Source organism: Streptomyces cucumeris, assembly GCF_024295805.1.
GTDB classification, from domain to species: Bacteria; Actinomycetota; Actinomycetes; order Streptomycetales; family Streptomycetaceae; genus Streptomyces; species Streptomyces cucumeris.
The window spans coordinates 168,483-194,557 of sequence record NZ_JANCLX010000007.1 but is presented as its reverse complement, the minus strand read 5'-3'; the positions used below and the strand labels follow the sequence as shown (position 1 = coordinate 194,557).

The window sequence follows — 26,075 nt, the reverse complement described above, 5'->3', positions numbered from 1 at the left end:
ACACCTCGCTACGGGGCAAACCTTGGCTGACGCGGCGCTAGCGGCGCGCGGAGCGCGGTGTGACACCGCGTGCCCCCGTGGGGTCACACACGGTGGTGCCGTCGCCTGCGCTGTGTGGTGTGGGATTGCCATGGTCGGGATGTCACTACCGGAAATGTGGTCTCCCGGCTCGCGCCGTCTCCCCGAGTCGGACGGTCGCGCGCTCAGCTCTCGCCGGGTCTCAGCTCTCCGCCAGGATGTGGGAGAGCTCTGTGTCGAGATCGAAGTGGCGGTGTTCGGTGCCGGGTGGCACCGCGGCGTCGGTCCGCTTCAGGAACGACTCCAGGGCCCGCGCCGGGGCCTCGAGCAGGGCCTCTCCCTCCGGGGAGCTCAGGGCGATGCAGACGACGCCCTGACCGTGGCTACGGGACGGCCACACCCGGACGTCGCCGGTACCGGTGGGCCGGTGAAGGCCTTCGGCGAGAAGATCGCGGGCGAACACCCATTCGACCGTCTCTTCGGCTCCGGTGTGGAAGGTGGCGTGCACGGCGTAAGGGTCGGCCGTGTCATACCGCAGTCCCGCGGGTACAGGCAGTGAGGACTCGCTCGACACAACGAGGCGCAGGTGCAGCTCGCAGCTGACCGTGGTGTTCATAAGCGCCAGGGCCTTTCGCTCAGTGTGCGCTCGGGGATTCGCACGTCGGCGAAATCGACATGCCACCTACGGTGCCGTTGTAAACCCCTCTGACCGTTTTGCGGCTCTTCTGGTAGCTCGGGCGGCCCAGCTCCGGGGCGGCCGGTACCACCATTCCGGTGACTTGAAACGATCAGGTAAGTTGGTTTGCATGAATGCGGAGAGTGACGAGCGACAGGGGGCCGTCGCGCCGGCGACGGCCGATGTCGCGACGGGGGACGATACGCAGGGCAAGGAGCCGGTCTTCGGCTCCCGGGCGCCGCAGTTCATTCAGCGGTCCCGCACCCTGCACATCAGCTGGCAGGTCGGCGTCTTCATCGTGGGCCTCGCGGTCGTGGTCGCGGGGATCATCATGCTGCCGCTGCCCGGCCCCGGATGGCTGGTGATCTTCGGCGGTATGGCGATCTGGGCGACCGAGTTCGTCTGGGCACAGCTGGTGCTGCGCTGGACCAAGCGCAAGGTCACCGAGGCCGCGCAGCGCGCGCTGGATCCGAAGGTCCGCAAGCGCAATCTCATCCTCACCACCATCGGCCTGGTCATCTGCGCCGCTGCGATCACGGTGTACGTGTGGAAGTTCGGCATCGTCATGCCCTGGAAGATCAAGGAGTGACGGTCGGGCCGGTCACCGGGGCGGGGGGCCCCGGGGAGTGGTCATGAGCACGGTCCGGCATGCGCTAATGTTGGCCGTGCGCCAGGGCGATTAGCTCAGTGGGAGAGCGCTTCGTTCACACCGAAGAGGTCACTGGTTCGAACCCAGTATCGCCCACCCTGGACCGAGGGCCCGTACGGCTGACCGCCGTACGGGCCCTCGGCGTTGTGCTCCCCGGCACCCCCGTCGGCGCGCCAACCGGCGGGCCCCGGCGGCCCCTTGGGCCGGTCGCGCACCGGCCGGTGTGGGTGTGCGGCCGCCGCGCACGGCGCACACTGGCCCTATGGACTGGTGCCGCTACCGCTTCCGCAGCCGTTGGGACCTCGACGCCCCGCCCGGCGACGTCTTCGCGGTCCTGGCCGACGGCGACCGCTACCCGCGCTGGTGGCCACAAGTCCGCGAGGCCCGCCGGATCGACGGCCGGACCGGTACCGCCCGCTTCCGCTCGCTCATCCCGTACGACCTCGAGGTCACCGTCCGTGAGGCCCGCCAGGACCCGGCGGCCGGAGTCCTGGAGATCATGTTCTCCGGTGACTTGGACGGCTGGGCGCGCTGGACCGTCACCGCGCGTGACGGCGGCACCCGCGCCCTCTTCGAACAGGAGGTGGTGGCCCGCAAGCCCCTGCTGCGCCGGTTCGCCCTTCCCGGGCGGCCCGTCTTCCGCCTCAACCACGCCCTGATGATGCGCGCGGGGTGCCGTGGGCTGCGGGCCCACCTGGACGCCGTACGCGCCGGGCGGTCCGGGGCGCCACCGGCTCCCGGCGGGAATCCGGTTTGAACCAAACCCTTCGCGACCTGTATTGTTCAGGTCGTTCCACCGGGGGAGACCCCAACCGGACACTCCGGGCGATTAGCTCAGTGGGAGAGCGCTTCGTTCACACCGAAGAGGTCACTGGTTCGAACCCAGTATCGCCCACCCCGTGAGGCCGGGCCGCCACAGGCGGTCCGGCCTCAACTGTGTGTGCGTGCCCGACCGATGCCCGGGTATCCGGATAAAACTTCCACGGTTGAACATCGGAGGGGAACCCATGGCCGTCGCGACCACAGCCGTTCTGTCCCTGGACTGCGCCGAACCCGAGGCGCTGGCCGAGTTCTACGCCGAGGTGCTCGGCGCGGAGATCCTCGCGATCACCAACGCCGACCGCATCGAACTCGCGGCGCCCGGCGGATCCCGGATGGCCTTCCTCCGCGACCACGGCTACGCCCCGCCGAGCTGGCCGCGTCCGGACGACTCCCAGCAGGCCCATCTGGAACTGCTGGTGGAGGACATCGACGCGGCCGAACGCAAAGTGGTGGACCTCGGCGCCCGGCCGCTGGAGACACGGTTCAACGGCGGTACGCGCGATGTCCGGATCTACTCCGACCCGGCCGGGCACCCCTTCGTGCTCCGCCTCGGCTGAGACCTCCCGGCGCGCCCGGGTCCCACCGGAGGGGCGGTGCGGGGCCGCGGGCGCCGCCGTCAGGCCGCGGCCGGCAGATCCGGGCGCAGCGGCCAGGCCGGATCGCACACCTCGTCCGAGCCGTTGAGCGCGAACCACGCCTGGAGGCCGCGCGCCTGCGCCGCGTACCAGACGGTCTGCCGGGCGTGCAGCTCGGCGGGGGACAGGGTCTCCAGACGGGAGGCGAACCGACGGCCGACCGCCCGTACGACCTCCAGGGCGGCCAGCGCGTCCGCCGCCGCGTCATGCGCCCCGGTGAGCTCCACACCGTAGTGCTCGCACAGATCGGTGAGCGTACGGCGCCCCTTGCGGTAGCGGTCCACATGCTTGTCCAGCACCCGGGGATCGAGCACACACAGCGAACGCAGCGACAGATAGCCGGACAGGCTGGAGTTGCGGTGCCGCTTCAACTCGCGGTCCAGCAGCGTGAGATCGAACGGCGCGTTCATCACCACCAGGGGGGTGCCCCGCGCGCTCTGCTCCGCGATGCCCCGCGCCACCTCCTCCATCACCGGCGCGGGCCAGCGGCCGTGGCGCTGGAGATGGGTGTCCGTCAGCCCGTGTATCTCGGTGGCCGCGGGCGGCACCGGTATCCCCGGACTCACCAGCCAGCGGCGGATTTCCGGCAGACATCCGGTCCCGCGCTGGACGACCAGAGCAGCCGACACGATCCGGTCGCCCTCGACATCGACACCGGTGGTCTCGGTGTCGAACGCGGCGAGCGGCCCCTCGAACCAGGACGGCATGGCCTCAACTCCTCGTGCATGATCGTGCGATGACCCCTTCAACCCGCCCCGACCAGGTGATACCCGGAGGGAGGTGGTCGAACCACCGCTGTTTGGCACGGACCTGACGGGGAGACAACACAGGTGTACGGACCGGCGACGACCGGAAGGCGTCAACAGCCATGGCGCTCGCGCAGCCCGACCCGGCCCCGGCGGCGAGCGGTCTGCTGTCCGAGCGGATCGCGCCCCCGCGTGGCCATATCGCCACCACCGCCTGTATGGAGACCCTTCAGGTGGGCTATCTGCACGCCGTCGCGGCGGCGGCGGGCTGCTCACTGGCGCAGCCCTTCCCCGACCACGGCATCGACTGGCACGTCAGCCACAGCGCGCCCGGCCACGCCGTGGACGACGAGGTCACCATCAAGGTGCAGTTGAAGGCCACGTACCAACTGCCGCCGCGGCCGCGCGGACCGACCTTCGGCTTCACCCTGGACAACGACCACCTGGTGAAGCTGGCCCGTACCCCGGTCTCCGTGCACAAGATCCTCGTCGTGATGATCGTGCCCCGCAGCCAGGACGACTGGCTGCGCGCCGGACACGACCGACTCGCTCTGCGGCACTGCTGTTACTGGACCAATCTGGCGGGCCACCCGGTCACGGGCCGCCGCCGGACCACCGTGCGGATCCCGACCTCGCGGGTCTTCGACGACCGCGCGCTCTGCGAGATCATGACCCGGGTCGGGGCGGGAGGGAGACCGTGATGGACCGGTACCGGCCCGGGGGAGAGCCCGCCCCCGCCACCCCGTACCCCGACGACGTCGATCCGGCCGTCCTCGGCGCCCTGCTCACCCGGCACGGCTGGCGCCGCCGCGGGGGCGCGCCGGGGCAGTACGCCCGCTGGACCCCGCCGGGACAGCTCGCGGGCGGCACCAGTCTGCTGGTGCCCGAGACCCGGCAGTTCCCCGACAGCGGTGATCTGCTCGCCGAGGCCCTGATGGCGCTGGCCCGCAGCGCCGCCCCGTCCGCCCGTGAGGTGCTCACCGGTCTCGCCGTGCCCAGCGACGAGATCCGCTGGCGGCGCGAGGTGCCCGAGTCCCCCGGCGGCACCGCCGCCTGGACCGCCCAGGACCGGCTGCGCACCGCCGCCCGCGGCATGCTGCTGGCTGCGGCGCTCGCCGCCCGGGGCCGCGCGGGCTACTACGGCGCCCGGCACCGCCGCGCCGCCGAGGAGTTCATGGAGCGGGTGCTCACCGGCCCGGCCGGACCCGCCTCCGGGGGCCGGGCGCTGACCGTGTTCGTCCCCGTCGAGGAGGGCCGCACCGCCACCGCCACTCTGCTCCGCGCGCTGCACGCCCTCCGGGACGCCGTCGACTACCAGCGCGCCACCGGTGGGATGGAGGCGTTCGACGCGGCCGTCGAGGCGGGGGTGAGCCGGGAGCTGACCGAGGCCGTCGTCGCCCTGGTCCAGGGCACCGAGGGGGCGCGGGTGGCCCTGGAGTGGTCCCCGGCCGCCGGTGCGCCGCCGGGCTTCCCTCTCCGCCCCGAGCCGGTGGAGTTCTCCCCGGGTGATCTCCCCGGACTCCGCGAGGCGGGCGCCCGCTACGTACGGGACGAGCCGTCCGTGGCCGTGCGGGTCACCGGAGTGGTGCTGCGGCTGCGCCGCACCGGCCCCGGTGGCCCCGGCGCGGTGCGGCTGCGGGTGCTGGCCGGGGCCGATGTGGCCCAGGTGCGCATCGTGCTGGAAGAGGACGACTACCGGGTGGCCGGCCATGCCCATCTGGTGGGGCTGCCGATCCGGGTCAGCGGACGGCTGGAGAGCCGGGGCGGCTTCCGGCGGCTGACCGGGGCCACCGGTGTCACCCCGGTCCAGGTCGACGAGGCGGAGCGGGACCGGCTGCTCAAATCGCTCCAGGAGCACCTGGACTTCTTCGAGGAGGCGTGCGGCGGGCCCTGACCGCCGGGCTCACAGCGGCCCGCCGGGCGGACGGACGGGCCGCCGGGGAGAGGAGCGCGGGGCGCGTGGTGCGCGCGCTCCCCGCCGTTTCGCGGTCGGACCGGTCGGCTCGGTACGATTCACGCTGCGCGGCATTCGCCGCGGTGAGCCACCCATCAGTCAGGAGAGACCGGTGTCAGACGTCCGTGTGATCATCCAGCGCGATTCCGAGCGGGAAGAACGCGTGGTGGCCACGGGCACTACGGCCGCGGAGCTCTTCACCGGGGAGCGTTCGATCGTCGCCGCGCGCGTCGGCGGTGACCTGAAGGACCTGGCCTACATCCCGGCCGACGGCGAGGAGATCGAGCCGGTCGAGATCACCAGCCAGGACGGTCTGGACATCCTGCGCCACTCCACCGCGCATGTCATGGCACAGGCCGTGCAGGAGCTGTTCCCGGAGGCCAAGCTGGGTATCGGCCCGCCGATCAAGGACGGCTTCTACTACGACTTCGACGTCGAGACCCCCTTCCACCCGGACGATCTCAAGCGCATCGAGAAGAAGATGCAGGAGATCCAGAAGCGGGGACAGAAGTTCTCGCGCCGCGCGGTGACCGACGAGGCCGCCCGCGAGGAGCTGGCGGGCGAGCCGTACAAGCTGGAGCTGATCGGTCTCAAGGGTTCCGCCGCGGACGCCGCCGAGGGTGCCTCGGCCGAGGTCGGCGCGGGCGAGCTGACCATCTACGACAACCTCGACGCCAAGACCGGCGAGCTGTGCTGGAAGGACCTCTGCCGTGGTCCGCACCTGCCCAGCACCCGGAACATCCCGGCCTTCAAGCTGATGCGCAGCGCCGCCGCGTACTGGCGGGGCAGCGAGAAGAACCCGCAGCTCCAGCGGATCTACGGCACCGCCTGGCCGACCAAGGACGAGCTGAAGGCCCATCTGGACTTCCTCGCCGAGGCCGAGAAGCGCGACCACCGCAAGCTGGGCTCCGAGCTCGACCTGTTCTCCTTCCCCGATGAGCTGGGCTCCGGCCTCGCGGTCTTCCACCCCAAGGGCGGGGTGATCCGCAAGGAGATGGAGGAGTACTCGCGCAAGCGCCACGAAGAGGCGGACTACGAGTTCGTCAACACGCCGCACATCACCAAGGCGCGCCTCTTCGAGACCTCCGGCCACCTCCCGCACTACATGGACGGCATGTTCCCGCCCATGGAGTTCGAGGGCCAGGACTACTACCTCAAGGCCATGAACTGCCCGATGCACAACCTGGTGTTCCGGGCGCGCGGGCGGTCCTACCGCGAGCTGCCGCTGCGGCTCTTCGAGTTCGGCACGGTCTACCGCTACGAGAAGTCCGGTGTCGTCCACGGCCTGACCCGGGCCCGGGGGTTCACCCAGGACGACTCGCACATCTACTGCACCAAGGAGCAGATGGCCGATGAGCTCGACAATCTGCTGACCTTCGTGCTGAACCTGCTCCGGGACTACGGTCTGAGCGACTTCTACCTGGAGCTGTCCACGCGGGACGACTCGGACAAGTTCATGGGCAGCGAGGACCAGTGGGTCGAGGCCACCGAGGAGCTGCGCAAGGCCGCCGAGAAGCAGGGTCTCGACCTGGTCATGGACCCGGGCGGCGCCGCCTTCTACGGTCCAAAGATCTCCGTCCAGGCCAAGGACGCCATCGGCCGTACCTGGCAGATGTCGACGATCCAGGTCGACTTCAACCAGCCGGCCCGGTTCGAGCTGGAGTACACGGCGGCGGACGGCTCGCGCCAACAGCCGGTCATGATCCACCGGGCGCTGTTCGGGTCGATCGAGCGGTTCTTCGCGGTGCTGCTGGAGCACTATGCGGGTGCGTTCCCGGTGTGGCTGGCCCCGGTGCAGGCGGTCGGTATCCCGATCGGTGACACCCATGTGCCGTACCTGGAGGAGTTCGCGGCCAAGGCCAAGGCCAAGGGGCTGCGGATGGAGGTCGACTCCTCCTCGGACCGGATGCAGAAGAAGATCCGCAACGCCCAGAAGTCCAAGATCCCGTTCATGATCATCGCCGGTGACGACGATGTGACGGCCGGAGCGGTCAGCTTCCGCTACCGCGACGGTTCGCAGAAGAACGGCATCCCGGTCGACGAGGCGCTGGCCGAGATCGTGGACGCGGTGGAGCGGCGCGTCCAGGTGTGATGCGCTGCCCGCACGAGCGGGTGTGAGGGGCGGTCCCGACGGGGGCCGCCCCTCACCGCTTCCCCACCCTTCCTGGGCGAATATGCTGGCCCGCATGACGAGTGAGCCGGAGCAGCAGTTCGGAGTGGGGACGCCCGACGCGTTCCAGCGCCTGTGGACGCCCCACCGGATGGCGTACATCCAGGGGGAGAACAAGCCCACCGGCCCGGGGGCCGGTGATGGCTGCCCGTTCTGCACCATCCCGGAGAAGTCCGACGAGGACGGCCTGATCATCGCGCGCGGGGAGCGCGTCTACGCGGTGCTCAACCTGTACCCGTACAACGGCGGCCACCTCATGGTCGTGCCGTTCCGCCATATCGCCGACTACACCGAGCTGGACCCCGGGGAGACGGTGGAGCTGGCCGAGTTCACCAAGGCCGCGATGACGACGCTGCGTACCGCCTCCGGTGCGCACGGTTTCAATATCGGGCTCAACCAGGGCTCGGTGGCGGGTGCCGGGATCGCCGCCCATCTGCATCAGCATGTGGTGCCGCGCTGGGGCGGCGACACCAACTTCATGCCGGTGATCGGCAACACCAAGGTGCTGCCGCAACTGCTCGCCGACACCCGCCGGATGCTCGCCGACGCCTGGCCCCGCCCGTAGAGCGTGCCGTGCGCCACCGCCCCGGACCGGGTCCCGCCCGGCCGGGGCACGGCTTTGCCGGTCGGCTCAGACGTCGTACAGATCGGCCTTCTTGGGGGACGCGTCCTGGACCTGGCCGCTGAGCGCCAGCGAGCGGTTGCCGAAGCGCTCGGTGTCCACACCGTGGTGCTTGAGCACTCCGATCGCCGCCTCGTGGACCACCCGCAGTACGGGGGTGGCCGCCCGCAGCGCATCGTCCGCCATGAAGCGGTGGCGCCAGGGCTTGTCTGCCCAGGCGTGGCGCAGTCCGAACGGCTCGGGCAGCACCAGCTTGCCGCCCAGGTGATCCAGGACCGGCGGGTACCAGGTGAAGGGGGCGCGCGCGGCCAGCCGCACCACTTCCTTGGCGTCCACCAGCGGCAGCGGAACCGATTTGGTCTCCCAGAACCGGAAGGTCTTGCTCACCGTCTTGGACGGCGCCGACGGCTTGCTGGTGAACAGCGGGTGCACCGGCCCCAGGGCATGTCCGGTGACCTCGATCCGCAGCGTCTTGTGCAGCAGGGTCACGGTGATCAGCAGGGTGATCACCAACTGGCCGTCCCACAGCACGAACTGCACACCCAGGTAGTGCCGGTCACCGGCGCCGAACTGCTGCTGGTCGCAGATCCGCTGGAGCTCGACGCCCTTTATCTGGAAGCCCTCCTCCTCGGAGGTGCCGCCGCGCTCGACCGCCTTGGCCCCCTCCCCGATGGGCGAGACCACCCAGTGGCGCACCGAGGGGGTGGGGAAGCCGCCGGTGTGCAGCGGGGTGCGCTCCAGCATCCGGAGCTGGTCATGGACCGCCCGTATCACGTCCCAGCTACGGAAGGGGTCGATCTCCTTGTCCGGGTCGACGGAGACCAGGTCCTCGGCGAGCTGCCAGCTCCCCCAGCGGGTGCCCATGCCCAATATGCCCTTGGGGCCGGCGTAGAAGACCACATTGCTGTACTGCTCGGCGGTGAGCTTGTGCAGTGCCTTGCGCAGCTCCTCGGCGGAGGTCTGGCCCGGGTGGTTGGGCACCGTCTCGGGCACCTTGGCGCCCACACCGCCGCCCGCGAGCAGCCCGCCCCAGGAGTCCCGCAGGTCCCGGGCGGTGCGCTCGCAGATCTGCTTGGCGATGTACCAGCCGATCACCGGGGCCACCACCACCCCGCGCAGATAGATGCCCCAGAAGCCGCCGAACGGCAGCTTGATCAGGAAGATGAGGGTGATCACGGTGAGCGCGACCAGCAGCGCCGTGCCCAGCGCTCCCATCCGTTTGTCCTGGGACCCGGCCACCGAGCGCCGTAGCTGGAAGGCGCCCAGCCACAGCAGCACTCCGGGGAGGAAGAGCAGCCCGAAGACCACCATGACGATGGTGAGCCGGGCGTCCCGGGTCTTGCGGATGCGGTTGGCCGCGAGGCAGTGCTCCACGACCGTCTGCGGCTCGGTCCCGAAGGACTGGATCACCTGGCCCCGGCCGCCGCCGAGCATCCGCGTCTGGACCGCACGGGAGAACGCCTCGCCCAGGTTCGGCTCGAACAGCGATATTTTCGGCGCCTTGACCTCGGAGACCGTCCACTCCGAATTGGCGTCCAGCAGCTTGGCCGCGGGGCCGTCACGGTAGGCGGCCGAGGCGAGTGCCTGGGTCGCCGCCGTCTGCCCCGCAGCCCCCGACAGAGGCACCTGCGCCCCGGGACTGAAATCGAATCCGTCCGTCACCAACGCCCCCAATACCGCACGCCGCTTGCGCTGCGACCTCAGCGTATCGGGGGTGTGCACCACCTGTCGCCAGGGCGTGGTGACCTGTGGACAACCGTGCGTGCGAACAGCCGCCCGCCCCGCTGGAGTCGGGGCGGGCGGTGCGGTGGGTACGCGGCAACTACGCCTCCGCGTAGGTCCCTTCGCGGATCCGCTCGGCCAGCTGCTGCGGCATCGGCTCGTGCCGGGCGTAGGAGCGGCTGAACCGCCCGGTGCCATGGGACAGCGACCGCAGATCGACGGCGTACCGCCCGATCTCGATCTCCGGCACATCGGCCTTGATCAGGGTCTGGCCGCCGCCCGACTGCTCGGTGCCCACCACCCGGCCGCGGCGGCCGGACAGATCGCTCATCACCGCGCCCACGTAGTCGTCCGAGATCAGGACCGACACCTCGACCACCGGCTCCAGCAGGTCGATCCGGGCGTCGGTGGCCGCCTCGCGCAGTGCGAGCGCCCCGGCCGTCTGGAACGCGGCGTCGGAGGAGTCCACCGAGTGCGCCTTGCCGTCCAGCAGCGTGATCCGCACATCGACCAGCGGGTAGCCCGCGGCGACGCCGCGCGCCGCCTGGGCGCGTACGCCCTTCTCGACGGAGGGGATGAACTGCCGCGGCACGGCGCCGCCGACGACCTTGTCCACGAACTCGATGCCCGAGCCGCCCGGCAGCGGCTCCACCTCGATCGCGCAGATCGCGAACTGGCCGTGTCCGCCGGACTGTTTGACGTGCCGTCCGCGTCCGGCGGCCCTGCCGTGGAAGGTCTCCCGCAAGGAGACCTTGTACGGCACCGTGTCCACCTGCACGCCGTACCGGCTGCGCAGCCGCTCCAGCGCGACGTCCATATGGGCCTCGCCCAGACACCACAGCACCACCTGGTGGGTGTCGGGGTTCTGCTCAAGACGCATCGTGGGATCCTCGGCGACCAGCCGGGACAGCCCCAGCGACAGCTTGTCCTCGTCCGGTTTGCTGTGCGCCTCGATGGCGACGGGCAGCAGCGGATCGGGCATCTGCCAGGGCGCCATCAGCAGCGGATCGTCCTTGGCGGACAGGGTGTCGCCGGTCTCGGCACGGGTCAGCTTGGCCACACAGGCCAGATCGCCCGCGATGGCCTGGGGGAGCACCCGCTGCTGCTTGCCGAACGGGGAGGAGAGGGCGCCCACCCGCTCGTCCACGTCGTGGTCCTCATGACCGCGGTCCTCCAGGCCGTGCCCGGACACATGCACCGTCTCGTCCGGGCGCAGCGTCCCGGAGAAGACACGCACCAGGGAGATCCTGCCCACGTACGGGTCGGAGGAGGTCTTGACGACCTCCGCGGCCAGCGGGCCGTCCGGATCGCAGGTCAGCGCCGGACGCGGTACGCCCTCGGGGGTGGTGACCTCGGGCGCCTCGCGCTCCAGCGGGGTGGGGAAGCCGCCGGTGATCAGCTCCAGCAGCTCGGTGGTGCCCAGGCCCTGTTTGGAGCCCTCGGCGGCCGGGGCGGCGGCCAGCACGGGGTGGAAGCTGCCGCGCGCGACAGCCTTCTCCAGGTCCTGGATCAGCGTCTTGACGTCGATCTCCTCACCGCCGAGATAGCGGTCCATCAGGGTCTCGTCCTCGCTCTCGGCGATGATCCCCTCGATGAGCCGGTTACGCGCCTCCTCGATCAGCGGGAGCTGGTCCGGTACGGGCGGCGTCTCGGTCCTGGACCCCGAGGAGTAGTCGAAGACCCGCTGGGAGAGCAGTCCGATGAGGCCGGTGACCGGGGCGTGGCCGTCCGGCGCCGGTTCCCCGCGCAGCGGCAGGTACAGGGGGAGCACCGCGTCCGGGTCGTCGCCGCCGAAGCTCTCCCGGCACAGTTCGGTCATCTCCTCGAAGCTGGCACGGGCCGCCTCCAGATGTGTGATCACGATCGCACGCGGCATGCCGACGGCCGCGCACTCGTCCCAGACCATCCGGGTGGCCCCGGCGATGCCCACCGCGTCCTGGGCGGCGGAGACAACGAAAAGGGCCGCGTCCGCTGCCCGCAGACCGGCCCTGAGTTCCCCGACGAAATCGGCGTATCCCGGGGTGTCCAGTAGATTGATCTTCATCCCGCCCCATTCGACGGGGACCAGGGACAACTGCACCGAGCGTTGCTGCCGGTGCTCGATCTCGTCGTAATCGGAGAGGCAGCCGCCGTCCTCGACCCTGCCCGCCCGGTTGACCGCGCCCGTCGCCAGTGCGAGGGCCTCCACCAGCGTCGTCTTTCCCGTCCCGCTGTGGCCGACCAGCACCACGTTCCTCAGAGAGCCGGGCCGGTCGGCCGCCACTGCCCTTCCGGCGGCCCCTGGATGTGTACTCGACTTGTCGCCCATGTGTCTCGCCTCCCGGTCGACACCTCGCGATACTTCGAGCTTTCCACCGAGGTAACGGTGCGTCCATACGTCGCACATCCGGGCGTACCGAGGGCCTGGTGGGGGAGCGGTCCGACGGGTGCGCGGCGGCCCCGCGGGGCGTGGCTACGATGGGCCAGCCGGTGGCCCCTTGACCATCCGGCCCGTCACGACCCACCGGGAAGGCCATGCTGAACAAGTACGCGCGTGCATTCTTCACGCGTGTTCTCACACCGTTCGCCGCCCTGCTCATCCGTCTCGGGGTCAGCCCCGACGCGGTGACCCTCGTCGGCACGGGTGGTGTGATCACGGGCGCACTGGTCTTCTACCCCCGGGGGGAGTTCTTCTGGGGGACGGTGGTCATCACCCTCTTCGTCTTCTCCGACCTGATCGACGGCAACATGGCCCGGCAGCTCGGCCGGTCCAGCCGCTGGGGCGCTTTCCTGGACTCCACCCTGGACCGGGTCGCCGATGGCGCGATCTTCGGCGGGCTGGCGTTGTGGTACGCGGGCAAGGGCGACGACAATGTGCTGTGTGCGGTGACGATCTTCTGTCTCGCCAGCGGCCAGGTGGTCTCGTACACCAAGGCGCGCGGCGAGAGCATTGGTCTGCCCGTGAAGGTCAACGGGCTGGTGGAGCGTGCCGAGCGGCTGGTGATCTCGCTGGTGGCCTGTGGCTTCTCCGGACTGCACAAGTTCGGGGTGCCGCATATCGAGATCCTGCTGCCGATCGCGCTGTGGATCGTCGCGGTGGGCAGCGCGGTGACCCTGGTGCAGCGGGTGGTGACCGTGCGCCGCGAGGCCGAGGAGGCGGATGCCGCGGAGCGGGCGGTGACCCAGGGGGGCGAGACCCGGTGAAGGGCCGGCTGACCGACGCGCTCTACGGGCTGGGCTGGAGCACGGTCAAGAAGCTGCCCGAACCGGTTGCCACCGGGCTCGGGCAGCGCATGGCCGATCAGGTCTGGAAGCGGCGCGGCAAGGGCGTGCTGCGGCTGGAGGCCAATCTCGCCCGGGTCGTCCCCGATGCCTCCGCACGCCGGCTCGCGGAGCTGTCGCGCGCCGGGATGCGCTCCTACATGCGCTACTGGATGGAGTCCTTCCGGCTCCCCACCTGGAGTCCGGAGCGGATCCGCTCCGGTGTCCACATCGAGGATGCGCACCATCTGACGGACGGGCTGGCGAGCGGCCGGGGCGTGGTCCTCGCCCTGCCCCATATGGCCAACTACGACCTCGCCGGGGCCTGGGTCACCACCGAGCTCGGCGTGCCCTTCACCACCGTCGCCGAGCGGCTGAAGCCGGAGACGCTCTACGACCGCTTCGTGGCCTACCGCGAGGGCTTGGGCATGGAGGTCCTGCCCCACCAGGGCGGCAGCGCCTTCGGCACCCTGGCCCGGCGGCTGCGCGCGGGCGGTCTGGTCTGCCTGGTCGCCGACCGCGACCTGTCGGCCTCGGGCGTGGAGGTCGACTTCTTCGGCGAGCGGACCAAGATGCCCGCCGGACCCGCCCGGCTCGCGGCCCAGACCGGCGCCCTGCTGCTGCCGGTCACCCTGTGGTACGACGACACCCCCGTCATGCGGGGGAGGGTCCACCCGCCGGTCGAGGTGCCCGCGTCCGGTACCCCCGCCGAGCGGGCGGCGGCGATGGTCCAGGAGGTCGCCGACGCCTTCGCGGCGGGTATCGCCGAACACCCCGAGGACTGGCATATGCTCCAGCGGCTGTGGCTCGCGGACCTGGAGCCGCGTCCGGCGGCCGGTGCCGCCGTCCACCCGGTGACGGGGGCCCCCGACGGCTCCGGAACGGAGAAACCGTGAGGATCGGCGTCGTCTGCCCGTACTCCTGGGACGTCCCCGGAGGCGTGCAGTTCCACATCCGCGACCTGGCCGAGCACCTGATCCGGCGGGGCCACGAGGTCTCGGTGCTGGCCCCCGCGGACGACGGGACACCGCTGCCGCCCTACGTCGTCTCCGCGGGACGCGCCGTGCCGGTGCCGTACAACGGCTCGGTCGCCCGGCTCAACTTCGGCTTCCTGTCCGCCGCGCGGGTCCGCCGCTGGCTGCACGAGGGCGCCTTCGACGTCATCCACATCCACGAGCCGACCTCGCCCTCACTCGGTCTGCTCGCCTGCTGGGCGGCGCAGGGGCCGATCGTGGCCACCTTCCACACCTCCAACCCCCGCTCCCGCGCCATGATCGCGGCCTATCCGATCCTCCAGCCCGCGCTGGAGAAGATCAGCGCGCGGATCGCGGTGAGCGAGTACGCCCGGCGGACGCTGGTCGAGCACCTCGGCGGCGACGCGGTGGTGATCCCCAACGGTGTCGACGTGGGCTTCTTCGCCGACGCCGAGCCCAAGGAGGAGTGGCGCGGCGACACGATCGGGTTCATCGGCCGGATCGACGAGCCCCGCAAGGGCCTTCCGGTCCTGATGCGCGCCCTGCCGAAGATCTTCGAGGCGCGGCCGGGAGCCCGGCTGCTGGTCGCCGGGCGCGGTGACGAGAAGGAGGCCGTCGCGGGGCTTCCCGCGCCGATGCGGGAGCGCGTGGAGTTCCTCGGCATGGTCAGCGACGAGGACAAGGCGCGGCTGCTGCGCAGCGTCGACGTCTACGTCGCGCCCAACACCGGCGGGGAGAGCTTCGGGATCATCCTGGTCGAGGCGATGTCCGCCGGGGCCGCGGTGCTGGCCAGCGACCTCGACGCGTTCGCGCAGGTCCTGGACGGGGGAGCGGCCGGGGAGCTGTTCGCGAACGAGGACGCCGACGCGCTGGCCGAGGCCGCTGTACGGCTGCTGGAGAACCCGGAACGAGTGGCCGAGCTGCGTGAGCGGGGAAGCCGCCATGTGCGCCGCTTCGACTGGTCCACGGTCGGCGCGGACGTCCTCGCGGTCTACGAGACGGTGACCGACGGCGCGGCGTCCGTGGGCGCCGACGACCGGGCGGGACTCCGCGCCCGTCTGGGCCTCGCCCGCGACTAGGCCCGGTCCTGCCGGTCTTCGCGGGTCCGCGACGCCTGGCACCGCACCTCGCCGCGTTGTCGGGCTCATTCGAGTACGCCCGCTACCCGAGGACAAGGACGACCCTCCGCCTTGCGAGCCACGGCACCAGACGCCGCGGCCTGGTCCACGAAGATCGACAGGACAGGACCTAGCCCGCTCCGCGGGCCCGGTACGGTCGGGGACCCTTTCCGCCCGCGGCCGGAGCCCGTGCCGGACCGGCCTCCTCCTGCTGCCGGACTCGGGGCCGGGCCGAGGGACCCGTCGGCGGCGCGGTCGCCTGCCGAGAAGCCCGCCGCGCCACCGCGCACGCACGATCCTCCGGGCAGCCGCAGCCGCAGCCGCAGCCGCAGCCGCAGCCGCAGCCCTCGTCCCGCGCCCGGATGTTCCACCGTGCCGCCACGCACCGCTTCGCCGGTCCGGCACCGGCTGCCGGGGCACGTTCCGCGTCCGGGGCCGACGCCACGCGGCGCGCGTCGCTGAGTGCGGCGCCTGGTCGCGCTCCTGTGCGCCGGGAGGCGCGGGGCATGGCCGACGCGGAGCCACCGATGGCGGTATCGGTCCGGGGCGCGCCCGTCGGGGGTGACAGCCGGTAGCGTGGCGCGCCGTGAGCACCTTGATCTGGATCGCGGTCGCGCTGGTCGTCGTCGCCGTCTACCTGAGCTGGACCGCCGGACGTCTCGACCGGCTGCACAGCAGGCTGGACGCCGCCCGCGCCGCCCTGGACGCGCAGTTGCTGCGGCGCGCCTCGGTGGCCCAGGAGCTGGCCACCGCAGGGGTGCTCGACCCCGCCGCGTCAATGGTGCTCTACCAGGCCGCGCACGCCGCCCGGCAGTCCGAGGAGGAGCACCGGGAGGTCGCCGAGAGTGAGCTGAGCCAGGCGCTGCGGGCGGTCTTCGAGGAGAGCGCGCAGGTCGGGGCGGTGCGGGAGGCACCAGGCGGAGAAGAGGCGCTGGGCGAGCTCACCGAGGCGGTCCGGCGGGTGCCGATGGCGCGCCGCTTCCACAACGACGCGGTGCGCGCGGCCCGGGCGCTGCGCCGCCACCGCAAGGTGCGCTGGTTCCGGCTGGCCGGTCACGCCCCGTTCCCGCTGGCCTTCGAGATGGACGACGAGCCGCCCGCCGCGCTGGCCGCCCGCGCCGGACACTGAGAAGGCCGCCCGTACCGGGCCGGGGCCGCTGCCGCGGGACGCCCTCGCCCCGGGCCGTGGGACGCCGCTGACCTGGGACGCCGCCGCCTTCGAGCCACCGGCCCCCAATTGGCCCTTGCCGGGCGCCGTGCCCAGCCGCTTTTGTCATCCCTGTAGCACAGGCGCCATCGACCTGGACCGAATGGCCGGGTCATGAACGGGTATCGAACGGCCCTACGATGGGCTCATCGCGCTTTTCATCATCGAGTGAGGTCAAACCGTGTCCAGCACGCCCGCCAGCACGTCCAACTCCGAGGCTCCCGCGACCGGCACCGCCCGCGTCAAGCGCGGTATGGCCGAGCAGCTCAAGGGTGGCGTGATCATGGACGTCGTCACCCCGGAGGAAGCCAAGATCGCCGAGGACGCCGGTGCCGTCGCGGTCATGGCCCTCGAGCGGGTCCCGGCCGACATCCGCAAGGACGGCGGAGTGGCCCGGATGTCCGACCCGGACATGATCGACGGGATCATCAGCGCCGTGTCCATCCCGGTCATGGCCAAGTCCCGGATCGGCCACTTCGTCGAGGCCCAGGTGCTCCAGTCGCTCGGCGTCGACTACATCGACGAGTCCGAGGTCCTCACCCCGGCCGACGAGGTCAACCACAGCGACAAGTGGTCCTTCACCACGCCGTTCGTCTGCGGCGCCACCAACCTGGGCGAGGCCCTGCGCCGGATCGCCGAGGGTGCGGCCATGATCCGCTCCAAGGGTGAGGCCGGCACCGGCAACGTGGTCGAGGCCGTCCGCCACCTGCGCCAGATCAAGGGTGAGATCGCCCGGCTGCGCGGACTGGACAACCACGAGCTCTACGCGGCCGCCAAGGAGCTGCGCGCCCCGTATGAGCTGGTCCAGGAGATCGCCGCGACCGGCAAGCTGCCGGTCGTGCTGTTCTCCGCCGGCGGTGTGGCCACCCCGGCCGACGCCGCGCTGATGCGCCAGCTCGGCGCCGAGGGCGTGTTCGTCGGCTCCGGCATCTTCAAGTCCGGTGACCCGGCCAAGCGCGCCGCCGCCATCGTGAAGGCCACCACCTTCTACGACGACCCGAAGGTCATCGCGGATGTGTCCCGCGACCTCGGTGAGGCCATGGTCGGCATCAACTGCGACACCCTCCCCGAGAGCGAGCGCTACGCCCAGCGCGGCTGGTGACCCGGCCGGTCCCCGGCCAGTAGACCGGCACCACCCGGCACCACGCGTCCCGGCGGACGCGTGGTGCCCCTGACGTCCCGAGAGGTCTTCGCCCCGTGTCTTCCCCGACTTCCGCGTCCGCGCCGTCGGCGGCGCCCGCCCCGGCGGACGACGTCCCCGTGATCGGCGTCCTCGCCCTCCAGGGCGATGTGCGCGAGCACCTCGCCGCGCTCGCCGCGGCCGGGGCCCCGGCCCGGTCGGTCCGCCGCCCCGAGGAACTCGCCGAGGTCGCCGGACTGGTCATCCCCGGCGGCGAGTCGACCACCATGTCCAAGCTGGCGGTCATCTTCGGGCTGCTGGAGCCGCTGCGGGAGCGGGTGCGCGCGGGTATGCCGGTGTACGGCACCTGCGCGGGCATGATCATGGTCGCGGACAAGATCCTCGACGGCCGTGACGACCAGGAGACCGTCGGCGGGATCGACATGATCGTCCGTCGGAATGCCTTCGGCCGTCAGAACGAGTCCTTCGAGGCCGGGATCGACGTCAAGGGCATCGACGGCGGTCCGGTGGAGGGCGTCTTCATCCGCGCGCCGTGGGTGGAGTCGGTGGGCGCCGCCGCCGAGGTGCTGGCGACCTTCGACGGGCACACCGTCGCGGTCCGTCAGGATCATGTCCTCGCCACCTCGTTCCACCCGGAGCTGACCGGAGACCACCGGGTGCACGCCCTCTTCGTCGAGATGGTGCGGCAGTCCCTGCGGGGCTGAGCCCGGTAGGATCGCAGGCGTTCGTACAGCACTGGGTTACGCGAAGGAGACAGGCGGATGTCCGGCCACTCTAAATGGGCTACGACGAAGCACAAGAAGGCCGTGATCGATGCCAAGCGCGGCAAGCTCTTCGCGAAGCTGATCAAGAACATCGAGGTCGCGGCCCGGACCGGCGGCGCCGACCCGGACGGTAACCCGACGCTCTTCGACGCCATCCAGAAGGCCAAGAAGAGTTCGGTGCCGAACAAGAACATCGACAGCGCGGTCAAGCGCGGTGCCGGTCTCGAAGCGGGTGGCGCCGACTACGAGACGATCATGTACGAGGGCTACGGCCCGAACGGTGTCGCGGTGCTCATCGAGTGCCTCACCGACAACCGCAACCGCGCCGCCTCCGACGTGCGCGTCGCCATGACCCGCAACGGCGGTTCGATGGCCGACCCGGGTTCGGTCTCCTACCTGTTCAACCGCAAGGGCGTGGTGATCGTCCCCAAGGGTGAGTTGAGCGAGGACGATGTGCTCGGCGCGGTGCTGGACGCGGGCGCGGAGGAGGTCAACGACCTCGGTGAGTCCTTCGAGGTGATCAGCGAGGCCACCGACCTGGTCGCGGTCCGCTCCGCGCTCCAGGAGCAGAACATCGACTACGACTCGGCCGAGGCCAACTTCGTGCCCACCATGCAGGTGGAGCTCGAAGAGGACGGCGCGCGCAAGATCTTCAAGCTGATCGACGCGCTCGAGGACAGTGACGACGTGCAGAACGTGTTCGCCAACTTCGACGTCTCCGACGAGGTCATGGCCAAGGTGGACGCCTGAGGGCCCATCAGTACACGCGGAACGGGCGGGTCGGCGGGGACACACCCCACCGGCCCGTCGGCGTTGTCGGTGGCAGCCGCTAGCCTGCGTCAGCAGTTGATCGGATCGGCGGCGGTGAGGGGAGGAGCGTCGTGCGGGTGCTGGGTGTGGACCCGGGGCTGACCCGGTGCGGCATCGGCGTGGTCGAGGGGGTCGCGGGCCGCCCGCTGCGGATGCAGGGCGTCGGGGTCGTGCGCACTCCGGCGGACGCGGAGGTCGCCGACCGCCTCGTGCTCATCGAGCGCGGTATCGAGGAGTGGCTCGACGCCCACCGGCCCGAATTCGTCGCCGTGGAGCGGGTGTTCAGCCAGCACAACGTGCGCACCGTCATGGGCACCGCCCAGGCCAGCGCCGTCGCGATGCTGTGCGCGGCCCGCCGCGGGCTGCCGGTTGCGCTGCACACCCCCAGCGAGGTCAAGGCGGCCGTCACCGGATCGGGACGGGCGGACAAGGCCCAGGTCGGCGCCATGGTCACCCGGCTGCTGCGGCTTGACGCACCCCCCAAACCGGCCGACGCCGCCGACGCCCTGGCGCTCGCCATCTGTCATATCTGGCGGGCGCCCGCGACCAACCGCCTCCAGCGGGCCGTCGCCGCCCATCGCACCACGAAAGGCCGTACCTCATGATTGCGTTCGTCTCCGGTCCGGTCGCGGCCCTCGCCCCGGACACCGCCGTCGTCGAGGTCGGAGGTGTCGGTCTGGCGCTCCACTGCACCCCCGGCACCCTTTCCGGGCTGCGCCTCGGTGAGCAGACCCGGCTCGCCACCTCCCTGGTCGTCCGCGAGGACTCGCTCACCCTCTACGGCTTCGCCGACGACGATGAGCGCCAGGTCTTCGAGCTGCTCCAGACCGCCAGCGGGGTCGGCCCCCGGCTCGCCCAGGCCATGCTGGCCGTCCACACCCCGGACGCCCTGCGGATCGCCGTTTCCACCGGGGACGAGAAGGCGCTCACCGCAGTCCCCGGCATCGGCAAGAAGGGTGCTCAGAAGCTGCTGCTCGAGCTGAAGGACCGGCTCGGCGAGCCGATCGGTTCCGCCGTGCCCGGCGCCCGCCCCGCGCCCGCCGCGGGCTGGAGCGATCAGCTCCACACCGCCCTGGTGGGCCTCGGCTACGCCCCCCGGGAGGCCGACGAGGCAGTCGCCGCCGTCACCCCCCGGGCCGAGGCGGCCCTCGCCGAGGGCGGTGTGCCCCAGGTGGCCCAGCTCCTGCGGGCCGCCCTCCAGACCCTGAACCGCACCCGGTGACCGGCCGTCGTCGCGCCGGGGCGCGACCGGCGGCACCGCTCAAGACGACATCGCGAGGCGATACGCAGTGAACTGGGACGAGACCGCACCGGCCACCGCCGAGGACCTGCCGCCCGGCGCGGGCGGCAGACTGGTGGGCGCCGACGCCGACGGCGAGGACCAGGCGGTGGAGGCCGCGCTGCGCCCCAAGGACCTGGGTGAATTCGTCGGTCAGGAACGGGTGCGCGAGCAGCTCGACCTGGTGCTCAAGGCTGCCCGGCAGCGCGGCGGCACCGCCGATCATGTGCTGCTCTCCGGCGCCCCTGGCCTCGGCAAGACCACCCTTTCGATGATCATCGCGGCCGAGATGAACGCCCCGATCCGGATCACCTCGGGCCCCGCGATCCAGCATGCGGGTGATCTCGCCGCGATCCTCTCCTCCCTCACCGAGGGGGAGGTGCTGTTCCTCGACGAGATCCACCGCATGTCCCGGCCCGCTGAGGAGATGCTCTACATGGCGATGGAGGACTTCCGGGTCGACGTGATCGTCGGCAAGGGGCCGGGCGCCACCGCCATCCCGCTGGAGCTGCCACCGTTCACCCTGGTGGGGGCCACCACCAGGGCCGGACTGCTGCCGCCCCCCCTGCGCGACCGCTTCGGGTTCACCGGCCATATGGAGTTCTACGCCCCGGCCGAGCTGGAGCGTGTCATCCACCGCTCCGCCGGACTGCTCGACGTCACCATCGAACCCGAGGGCGCCGCCGAGATCGCCGGACGCTCCCGCGGCACCCCCCGGATCGCCAACCGGCTGCTGCGCCGGGTGCGCGACTACGCCCAGGTCAAGGCCGACGGCGTGATCACCCGCGAGATCGCCGCCAGCGCCCTGGCCGTCTACGACGTGGACGGCCGGGGGCTGGACCGGCTGGACCGCGCGGTGCTCAGCGCCCTGCTCAAGCTGTTCGGAGGCGGCCCGGTGGGGCTGTCCACCCTGGCGGTGGCCGTGGGGGAGGAGCGCGAGACGGTCGAGGAGGTCGCAGAGCCCTTCCTGGTGCGCGAGGGACTGCTGGCCCGTACCCCCCGGGGGCGTGTCGGCACCCCCGCGGCCTGGGCCCATCTGGGACTCACCCCGCCCCAGCCGTCCGGTGCGGGGGGTCAGAAGGGTCTGTTCGAGGCATGAGGGCGCGCTGCTTCGGCATCATGGGATGAAGAGCGAATAATGGCGGCGGAAGGAACCCCGACGCCGCGCCGGGCGTTGTTCCATTGGCGTGGGCTCGCTTAGACTCCGCCGATGCCGTCCGTATGCCGTCCGGAAACCGTGCGGTGTATCCATCCCCGAAGACCAGGCCGCTTCCCCGCGGTCGTGTGAAGGAAATTCCGTCTCGTGAATCCCGTGACCCTCCTGCCGTTCATCGTGCTCATCGGGGCCATGTTCCTGATGACCCGATCGGCCAAGAACAAGCAGCGCCAGGCCGCGCAGATGCGCGATGAGATGCACCCGGGCACCGGTGTGCGGACCATCGGGGGCATGTATGGCACGGTCAAGGAAATCAACGACGACACGGTCCTCCTCGAGGTCGCTCCCGGTGTGCACGCGATCTACGCGAAGAACGCCGTGGGTGCCGTCCTCCCGGACGAGGAGTACAACCGCATCGTCCACGGCATCGACCCCGAGGCCGACGACCACGGCCCTGTCGTCCCCGACGACGCCTCCTCGCTGACCGGGACCGCGCACGCCGACGATGCCGACGGCGAGCCTGCCGACGCCGAGCCGGCCGATGCCAAGAAGATCGACCTCGGCAAGGACGACGCCGGCACGGCGGACGCGTCCGACGGTGACAAGCGGGACGGCAGCACCGACGCGAAGTAACACGTACCGGGAACCGCGGCGCCCACCGCTCGACGCGCCGCGGTTCCCGGACGGTTAGGGCTCCGCAGGGGCCGTCCCCCACAAGACTTCGTGGCCGCCTGCCGCACCCCGGGTGCGGGGCGGTTGGACAGGGAGATACGACAAGGTGGCAGCACCGAAGAAGGGCCGCAGGTCACCCGGGTCACAGGGCAGGCCCGGACGCGCCCTGGCCGTGATCCTGATCGCCATCGTGGCGCTCACCGGGGGGATGTTCCTCTCCGGTCACACCAAGCCGCGCCTGGGCATCGACCTCGCGGGCGGCACCAGCTTCACGCTGGAGGCCAAGAACCAGCCGGGCAGGCCCAACGCGATCAACACGGCCAATATGAATACGGCCGTCGGCATCATCGAGCGGCGTGTCAACGGTCTGGGTGTGTCCGAGGCCGAGGTCCAGACGCAGGGCGAGAAGCACATCATCGTGAACATCCCCAAGGGGACGAACGCGAAGCAGGCTCGCCAGCAGGTCGGCACCACCGCCCAGCTCTACTTCCGGCCGGTGATCACCACCACTCCCGCTGCCGGGAAGACTCCCGAGCCCACCCCGGACCCCACCGCCACCGGCAAGCCCGGCGACAAGGGTGACAAGGGTGCCGACAAGGGCGACAAGGGCGCCGACAAGGACAAGCCCTCGGCCACCCCGTCGACGAGCGCCGGCACCCAGGGCCGCGCCGTGCCGAACGCGCTGAAGGCCGACAAGGCGCCGACGCCCAGCCCCTCGAAGACCCCCAAGGGCGGCCAGACCAAGCAGCCCTCGGACCCCGACAGCCAGAAGCAGCTGGCCAAGGACTTCGCCGCGCTGGACTGCACCACCAAGAAGGGCCGCGCCGCGGCCGCCGAGAAGGCGGCCAACGCCAAGCCGAGCGACTCGATCCTCGCCTGTGGCCAGAAGGGCGACGCCAAGTACGTCCTCGGTGCGTCCCAGGTCGAGGGCACCGACGTCGACGACGCCTCGGCCGTCTTCGAGAGCCAGAACGCCTCGGGCTGGATCGTGCAGCTCGGCTTCAACAGCAAGGGCGCCAAGAAGTTCGCCAATGTCACCGGCGAGCTGGCGGCCAAGCAGGACCCGCAGAACCGCTTCGCGATCACCCTCGACGGTGAGGTCGTCTCCGCCCCCTCGGTCGACAGGGCGATCGCCGGCGGCAGCGCCACCATCTCCGGCGGCTTCACCCAGCAGAGCGCCGAGGACCTGGCCAACGTCCTGTCCTTCGGTGCCCTCCCGCTGACCTTCGACATCGCGGACGAGACCACGGTCTCCGCCGCCCTCGGCGGTGAGCAGCTCCACGCGGGTCTGATCGCCGGTGCCATCGGTATGGCCCTGGTCGTGCTCTACCTGGTCATCTACTACCGCGGCCTGGCCCTGGTGGCCATGGCGAGCCTCGGGGTCTCCGCGGCGCTCACCTACACGATCATGGTGCTGCTCGGCCCCGGTATCGGCTTCGCGCTGAACCTCCCGGCCGTCTGCGGCGCGATCGTGGCCATCGGTATCACCGCCGACTCGTTCATCGTCTACTTCGAACGGATCCGGGACGAGATCCGGGAGGGCCGCTCGCTGCGCCCCGCCGTCGAGCGCGGCTGGCCGCGGGCCCGGCGCACCATCCTGGTCTCCGACTTCGTGTCGTTCCTGGCCGCCGCGGTGCTCTACGTCGTCACCGTCGGCAAGGTGCAGGGCTTCGCCTTCACCCTGGGCCTGACCACGCTGCTCGACGTCGCGGTGGTGTTCCTCTTCACCAAGCCGCTGATGACGATCCTCGCCCGCCGCCCGTTCTTCGGTAACGGTCACCCGTGGTCCGGTCTGGACCCCCAGCGCCTGGGGGCCACGCCGCCCCTGCGCCGGCGCCGTTCCGCCGCCCCCGCCGACACGAAGGAGGCGTGAGATGTCGCGACTCGGCACTCTCGGCGCCAGGCTCTACCGAGGCGAGGTCGGCTACGACTTCGTCGGCAAGCGCAAGATCTGGTACGGCGTCTCGATACTGATCACCATCATCGCCATCGCCGGGGTGGTGGTGCGCGGTCTCAACATGGGCATCGAGTTCTCCGGCGGCGCCGTCTTCACCACGCCCAAGGCCGGCGTCTCGACCACCGACATCCGCCAGACCGCCGAGAAGGCGGCCGACGGCCACACCGTGGTCGTCCAGGAGCTCGGCCGCGGCGGTCTGCGGATCCAGATCAGCGAGCTGGGCACCAAGGAGGCGCTGCCGGTCCAGGAGGCCCTGTCCAAGAAGCTGGACGTCTCGACCAACAAGATCGACACCCAGTTGGTCGGCCCGAGCTGGGGCGAGCAGATCGCCAGCAAGGCGTGGCAGGGCCTGGCGATCTTCATGGTGCTGGTGGTGGTCTATCTGGCCATCGCCTTCGAATGGCGGATGGCACTGGCCGCCCTGATCGCGCTGATCCACGACATCACCATCACCGTCGGGATCTACGCGCTGGTCGGCTTCGAAGTCACCCCAGGTACCGTGATCGGTCTGCTCACGATCCTCGGTTATTCGCTCTACGACACCGTCGTGGTCTTCGACGGCCTCAAGGAAGCGACGAAGGACCTCACCAAACAGAACCGCTTCACCTACAGCGAGGTCGCCAACCGCAGCCTCAACTCGACCCTGGTGCGGTCCATCAACACCACGGTCGTGGCGCTGCTGCCGGTCGGCGCGCTGCTGTTCATCGGCGGCGGTCTGCTGGGCGCCGGCATGCTCAACGACATCTCGCTGTCGCTGTTCGTCGGTCTGGCCGCCGGTGCCTACTCCTCGATCTTCATCGCCACTCCGCTCGTCGCCGATCTGAAGGAGCGCGACCCGCGGATGAAGGCGCTGGCCAAGCGGGTGCGCGCCAAGCGCGCCGCCTCCGCCAAGGCGGAGGCCGGCGGCGACCGGTCGGCAGAGGAGGGCGACAGCGGCCCGGACACGGACCTCGAGGACGCCGGAGCGGCCCCCGCCGGGGTCGTCGGCCAGCGCCGCCAGCCCGCCTCGCGCGGCCGGGGCCGCGGCCGCCCGTCGGGCAAGCGCCGATGAGCGCGGGGACGACGGGCACCGCGACCGGTGCGCCGGGCGGTGCGGACGGCTTCGGCGGGCTCCCCGCCGAGGAGCTGCGCGGACTGCTGCTCAGCCGGATCCAGGACGTACCGGACTATCCGAAGCCGGGCGTGATGTTCAAGGACATCACCCCGCTGCTGGCCGATGCCGCCGCGTTCGGCGCGCTGACCGAGGCGCTGGCGGAGCTGGCCCTGCGGCACCGGGCCGACAAGATCGTGGGCCTGGAGGCGCGCGGCTTCATCCTCGCCGCCCCGGCCGCGGTCCGCGCCGGAATCGGCTTCGTCCCCGTCCGCAAGGCCGGGAAGCTCCCCGGGGCGACCCTGGGCCAGGCGTACGAGCTGGAGTACGGCACCGCCGAGATCGAGATACACGCCGACGCCCTGGCTCCGGGTGACCGGGTCCTGGTCATCGACGACGTCCTGGCCACCGGCGGCACCGCGGAGGCGTCCCTGGAGCTGATCCGGCGGGCCGGAGCCCAGGTGGCCGGGGTCGCCGTCCTGCTGGAGCTCGGCTTCCTCGAAGGCCGCGGCCGACTGCTGGGCCCGCTGGACAGCGCCCCGCTGGAGGCGCTGATCACCATCTGAGCGGTGTCCCACCGACACCGCGGCCGGAGGGCGGGGACCTGCGATCATGCCGGGTCCCCGCCCTCCGGCATGCCCGGCCCCGCCCCG

The 26,075-nt window shown here is 71.1% G+C and carries 25 protein-coding genes and 2 tRNA genes; 23 read left to right on the top strand and 4 right to left on the bottom strand.

The window, feature by feature from the left end:
• Positions 1-220: 220 nt before the first annotated feature.
• Positions 221-634, bottom strand: coding sequence for an SsgA family sporulation/cell division regulator (locus tag NMK44_RS13365; protein ID WP_003959770.1), 414 nt, complete (start codon positions 632-634; stop codon positions 221-223).
• A 190-nt stretch (positions 635-824) separates the two neighbouring features.
• Here NMK44_RS13365 and NMK44_RS13360 point away from each other — a divergent pair, with 190 nt between their 5' ends.
• From NMK44_RS13360 to NMK44_RS13340, 5 genes are all read left to right on the top strand, one after another.
• Entirely contained in the window at positions 825-1,283 is a 459-nt protein-coding gene (locus tag NMK44_RS13360) for a TIGR02611 family protein (protein WP_254742181.1), read from the top strand.
• Positions 1,284-1,367: 84 nt separating this feature from the next.
• Positions 1,368-1,439, top strand: a tRNA-Val gene (locus NMK44_RS13355).
• 166 nt (positions 1,440-1,605) lie between these two features.
• Positions 1,606-2,100 carry an SRPBCC family protein gene (locus NMK44_RS13350; RefSeq protein WP_254742178.1) on the top strand — a complete coding sequence of 165 codons (495 nt, stop codon included), beginning with the start codon at positions 1,606-1,608 and terminating at the stop codon, positions 2,098-2,100.
• Between the two features lie 66 nt (positions 2,101-2,166).
• Positions 2,167-2,238, top strand: a tRNA-Val gene (locus tag NMK44_RS13345).
• A gap of 112 nt (positions 2,239-2,350) precedes the next feature.
• Positions 2,351-2,722 (top strand): VOC family protein, encoded by a 372-nt coding sequence (locus tag NMK44_RS13340; protein WP_254742175.1) that lies wholly within the window; start codon positions 2,351-2,353, stop codon positions 2,720-2,722.
• Between the two features lie 59 nt (positions 2,723-2,781).
• On the opposite strand, the gene NMK44_RS13335 is transcribed toward NMK44_RS13340, so the two are convergent.
• Positions 2,782-3,507 (bottom strand): 3'-5' exonuclease, encoded by a 726-nt coding sequence (locus NMK44_RS13335; protein WP_254742172.1) that lies wholly within the window; start codon positions 3,505-3,507, stop codon positions 2,782-2,784.
• A gap of 161 nt (positions 3,508-3,668) precedes the next feature.
• Here NMK44_RS13335 and NMK44_RS13330 point away from each other — a divergent pair, with 161 nt between their 5' ends.
• The 4 genes from NMK44_RS13330 (at position 3,669) to NMK44_RS13315 (ending at position 8,235) form a co-directional block, all read left to right on the top strand.
• Entirely contained in the window at positions 3,669-4,247 is a 579-nt protein-coding gene (locus NMK44_RS13330; RefSeq protein WP_254742169.1) for a DUF4365 domain-containing protein, read from the top strand.
• Complete coding sequence (locus tag NMK44_RS13325; protein ID WP_254742166.1) at positions 4,247-5,440, top strand: hypothetical protein; 1,194 nt, start codon at positions 4,247-4,249, stop codon at positions 5,438-5,440. Before NMK44_RS13330 ends, NMK44_RS13325 begins: the two co-directional genes overlap by 1 nt.
• Positions 5,441-5,612: 172 nt before the next feature.
• Entirely contained in the window at positions 5,613-7,592 is a 1,980-nt protein-coding gene (gene thrS, locus NMK44_RS13320) for a threonine--tRNA ligase (protein ID WP_254742163.1), read from the top strand.
• 82 nt (positions 7,593-7,674) lie between these two features.
• Positions 7,675-8,235 (top strand): HIT family protein, encoded by a 561-nt coding sequence (locus NMK44_RS13315; RefSeq protein WP_254742160.1) that lies wholly within the window; start codon positions 7,675-7,677, stop codon positions 8,233-8,235.
• A 66-nt stretch (positions 8,236-8,301) separates the two neighbouring features.
• Here the strand turns inward: NMK44_RS13315 and NMK44_RS13310 are convergent, their stop codons facing one another.
• Together NMK44_RS13310 and NMK44_RS13305 are read right to left on the bottom strand one after the other, a co-directional pair.
• Positions 8,302-9,954 (bottom strand): AbeC-like domain-containing protein, encoded by a 1,653-nt coding sequence (locus NMK44_RS13310; RefSeq protein ID WP_254742157.1) that lies wholly within the window; start codon positions 9,952-9,954, stop codon positions 8,302-8,304.
• Positions 9,955-10,114: 160 nt separating this feature from the next.
• Positions 10,115-12,322: an elongation factor G-like protein EF-G2 gene (locus NMK44_RS13305; RefSeq protein ID WP_254742154.1), complete on the bottom strand. Its 2,208-nt coding sequence runs from the start codon at positions 12,320-12,322 to the stop codon at positions 10,115-10,117.
• 206 nt (positions 12,323-12,528) lie between these two features.
• On the opposite strand from NMK44_RS13305, the gene pgsA reads away from it, so the two are divergent.
• The 14 genes from pgsA (at position 12,529) to NMK44_RS13235 (ending at position 25,988) form a co-directional block, all read left to right on the top strand.
• Entirely contained in the window at positions 12,529-13,197 is a 669-nt protein-coding gene (pgsA, locus tag NMK44_RS13300; RefSeq protein WP_254742151.1) for a phosphatidylinositol phosphate synthase, read from the top strand.
• On the top strand, positions 13,194-14,150 hold the full coding sequence (locus tag NMK44_RS13295) for a phosphatidylinositol mannoside acyltransferase (RefSeq protein WP_254742148.1): 957 nt from the start codon (positions 13,194-13,196) through the stop codon (positions 14,148-14,150). Before pgsA ends, NMK44_RS13295 begins: the two co-directional genes overlap by 4 nt.
• Positions 14,147-15,307, top strand: a complete 1,161-nt coding sequence (locus NMK44_RS13290; RefSeq protein WP_254742145.1) for a glycosyltransferase family 4 protein — start codon at positions 14,147-14,149, stop codon at positions 15,305-15,307. Before NMK44_RS13295 ends, NMK44_RS13290 begins: the two co-directional genes overlap by 4 nt.
• Positions 15,308-15,932: 625 nt before the next feature.
• Entirely contained in the window at positions 15,933-16,475 is a 543-nt protein-coding gene (locus NMK44_RS13285) for a hypothetical protein (RefSeq protein WP_254742142.1), read from the top strand.
• 259 nt (positions 16,476-16,734) lie between these two features.
• Positions 16,735-17,655: a pyridoxal 5'-phosphate synthase lyase subunit PdxS gene (gene pdxS / locus NMK44_RS13280; RefSeq protein WP_308358460.1), complete on the top strand. Its 921-nt coding sequence runs from the start codon at positions 16,735-16,737 to the stop codon at positions 17,653-17,655.
• Positions 17,656-17,750: 95 nt separating this feature from the next.
• The gene (pdxT, locus tag NMK44_RS13275) at positions 17,751-18,398 is read left to right on the top strand and encodes a pyridoxal 5'-phosphate synthase glutaminase subunit PdxT (protein ID WP_254742139.1); all 648 of its coding nucleotides are present in this window, start codon (positions 17,751-17,753) and stop codon (positions 18,396-18,398) included.
• Between the two features lie 57 nt (positions 18,399-18,455).
• On the top strand, positions 18,456-19,208 hold the full coding sequence (locus NMK44_RS13270) for a YebC/PmpR family DNA-binding transcriptional regulator (RefSeq protein ID WP_254742136.1): 753 nt from the start codon (positions 18,456-18,458) through the stop codon (positions 19,206-19,208).
• A 131-nt stretch (positions 19,209-19,339) separates the two neighbouring features.
• Complete coding sequence (ruvC, locus tag NMK44_RS13265; RefSeq protein ID WP_254742133.1) at positions 19,340-19,873, top strand: crossover junction endodeoxyribonuclease RuvC; 534 nt, start codon at positions 19,340-19,342, stop codon at positions 19,871-19,873.
• Positions 19,870-20,490, top strand: a complete 621-nt coding sequence (gene ruvA, locus NMK44_RS13260; protein ID WP_254742130.1) for a Holliday junction branch migration protein RuvA — start codon at positions 19,870-19,872, stop codon at positions 20,488-20,490. Before ruvC ends, ruvA begins: the two co-directional genes overlap by 4 nt.
• A 67-nt stretch (positions 20,491-20,557) precedes the next feature.
• Positions 20,558-21,646: a Holliday junction branch migration DNA helicase RuvB gene (gene ruvB / locus NMK44_RS13255; protein ID WP_254742127.1), complete on the top strand. Its 1,089-nt coding sequence runs from the start codon at positions 20,558-20,560 to the stop codon at positions 21,644-21,646.
• A gap of 204 nt (positions 21,647-21,850) precedes the next feature.
• The gene (gene yajC / locus NMK44_RS13250; protein WP_254742124.1) at positions 21,851-22,336 is read left to right on the top strand and encodes a preprotein translocase subunit YajC; all 486 of its coding nucleotides are present in this window, start codon (positions 21,851-21,853) and stop codon (positions 22,334-22,336) included.
• Between the two features lie 145 nt (positions 22,337-22,481).
• Positions 22,482-24,248, top strand: a complete 1,767-nt coding sequence (gene secD / locus NMK44_RS13245; RefSeq protein WP_254742121.1) for a protein translocase subunit SecD — start codon at positions 22,482-22,484, stop codon at positions 24,246-24,248.
• Position 24,249: 1 nt separating this feature from the next.
• Positions 24,250-25,383: a protein translocase subunit SecF gene (gene secF / locus NMK44_RS13240; protein ID WP_254742118.1), complete on the top strand. Its 1,134-nt coding sequence runs from the start codon at positions 24,250-24,252 to the stop codon at positions 25,381-25,383.
• Positions 25,380-25,988 (top strand): adenine phosphoribosyltransferase, encoded by a 609-nt coding sequence (locus NMK44_RS13235; protein ID WP_254742116.1) that lies wholly within the window; start codon positions 25,380-25,382, stop codon positions 25,986-25,988. The genes secF and NMK44_RS13235 overlap by 4 nt, the downstream gene beginning before the upstream one ends.
• The last annotated feature ends 87 nt before the right edge of the window (positions 25,989-26,075 follow it).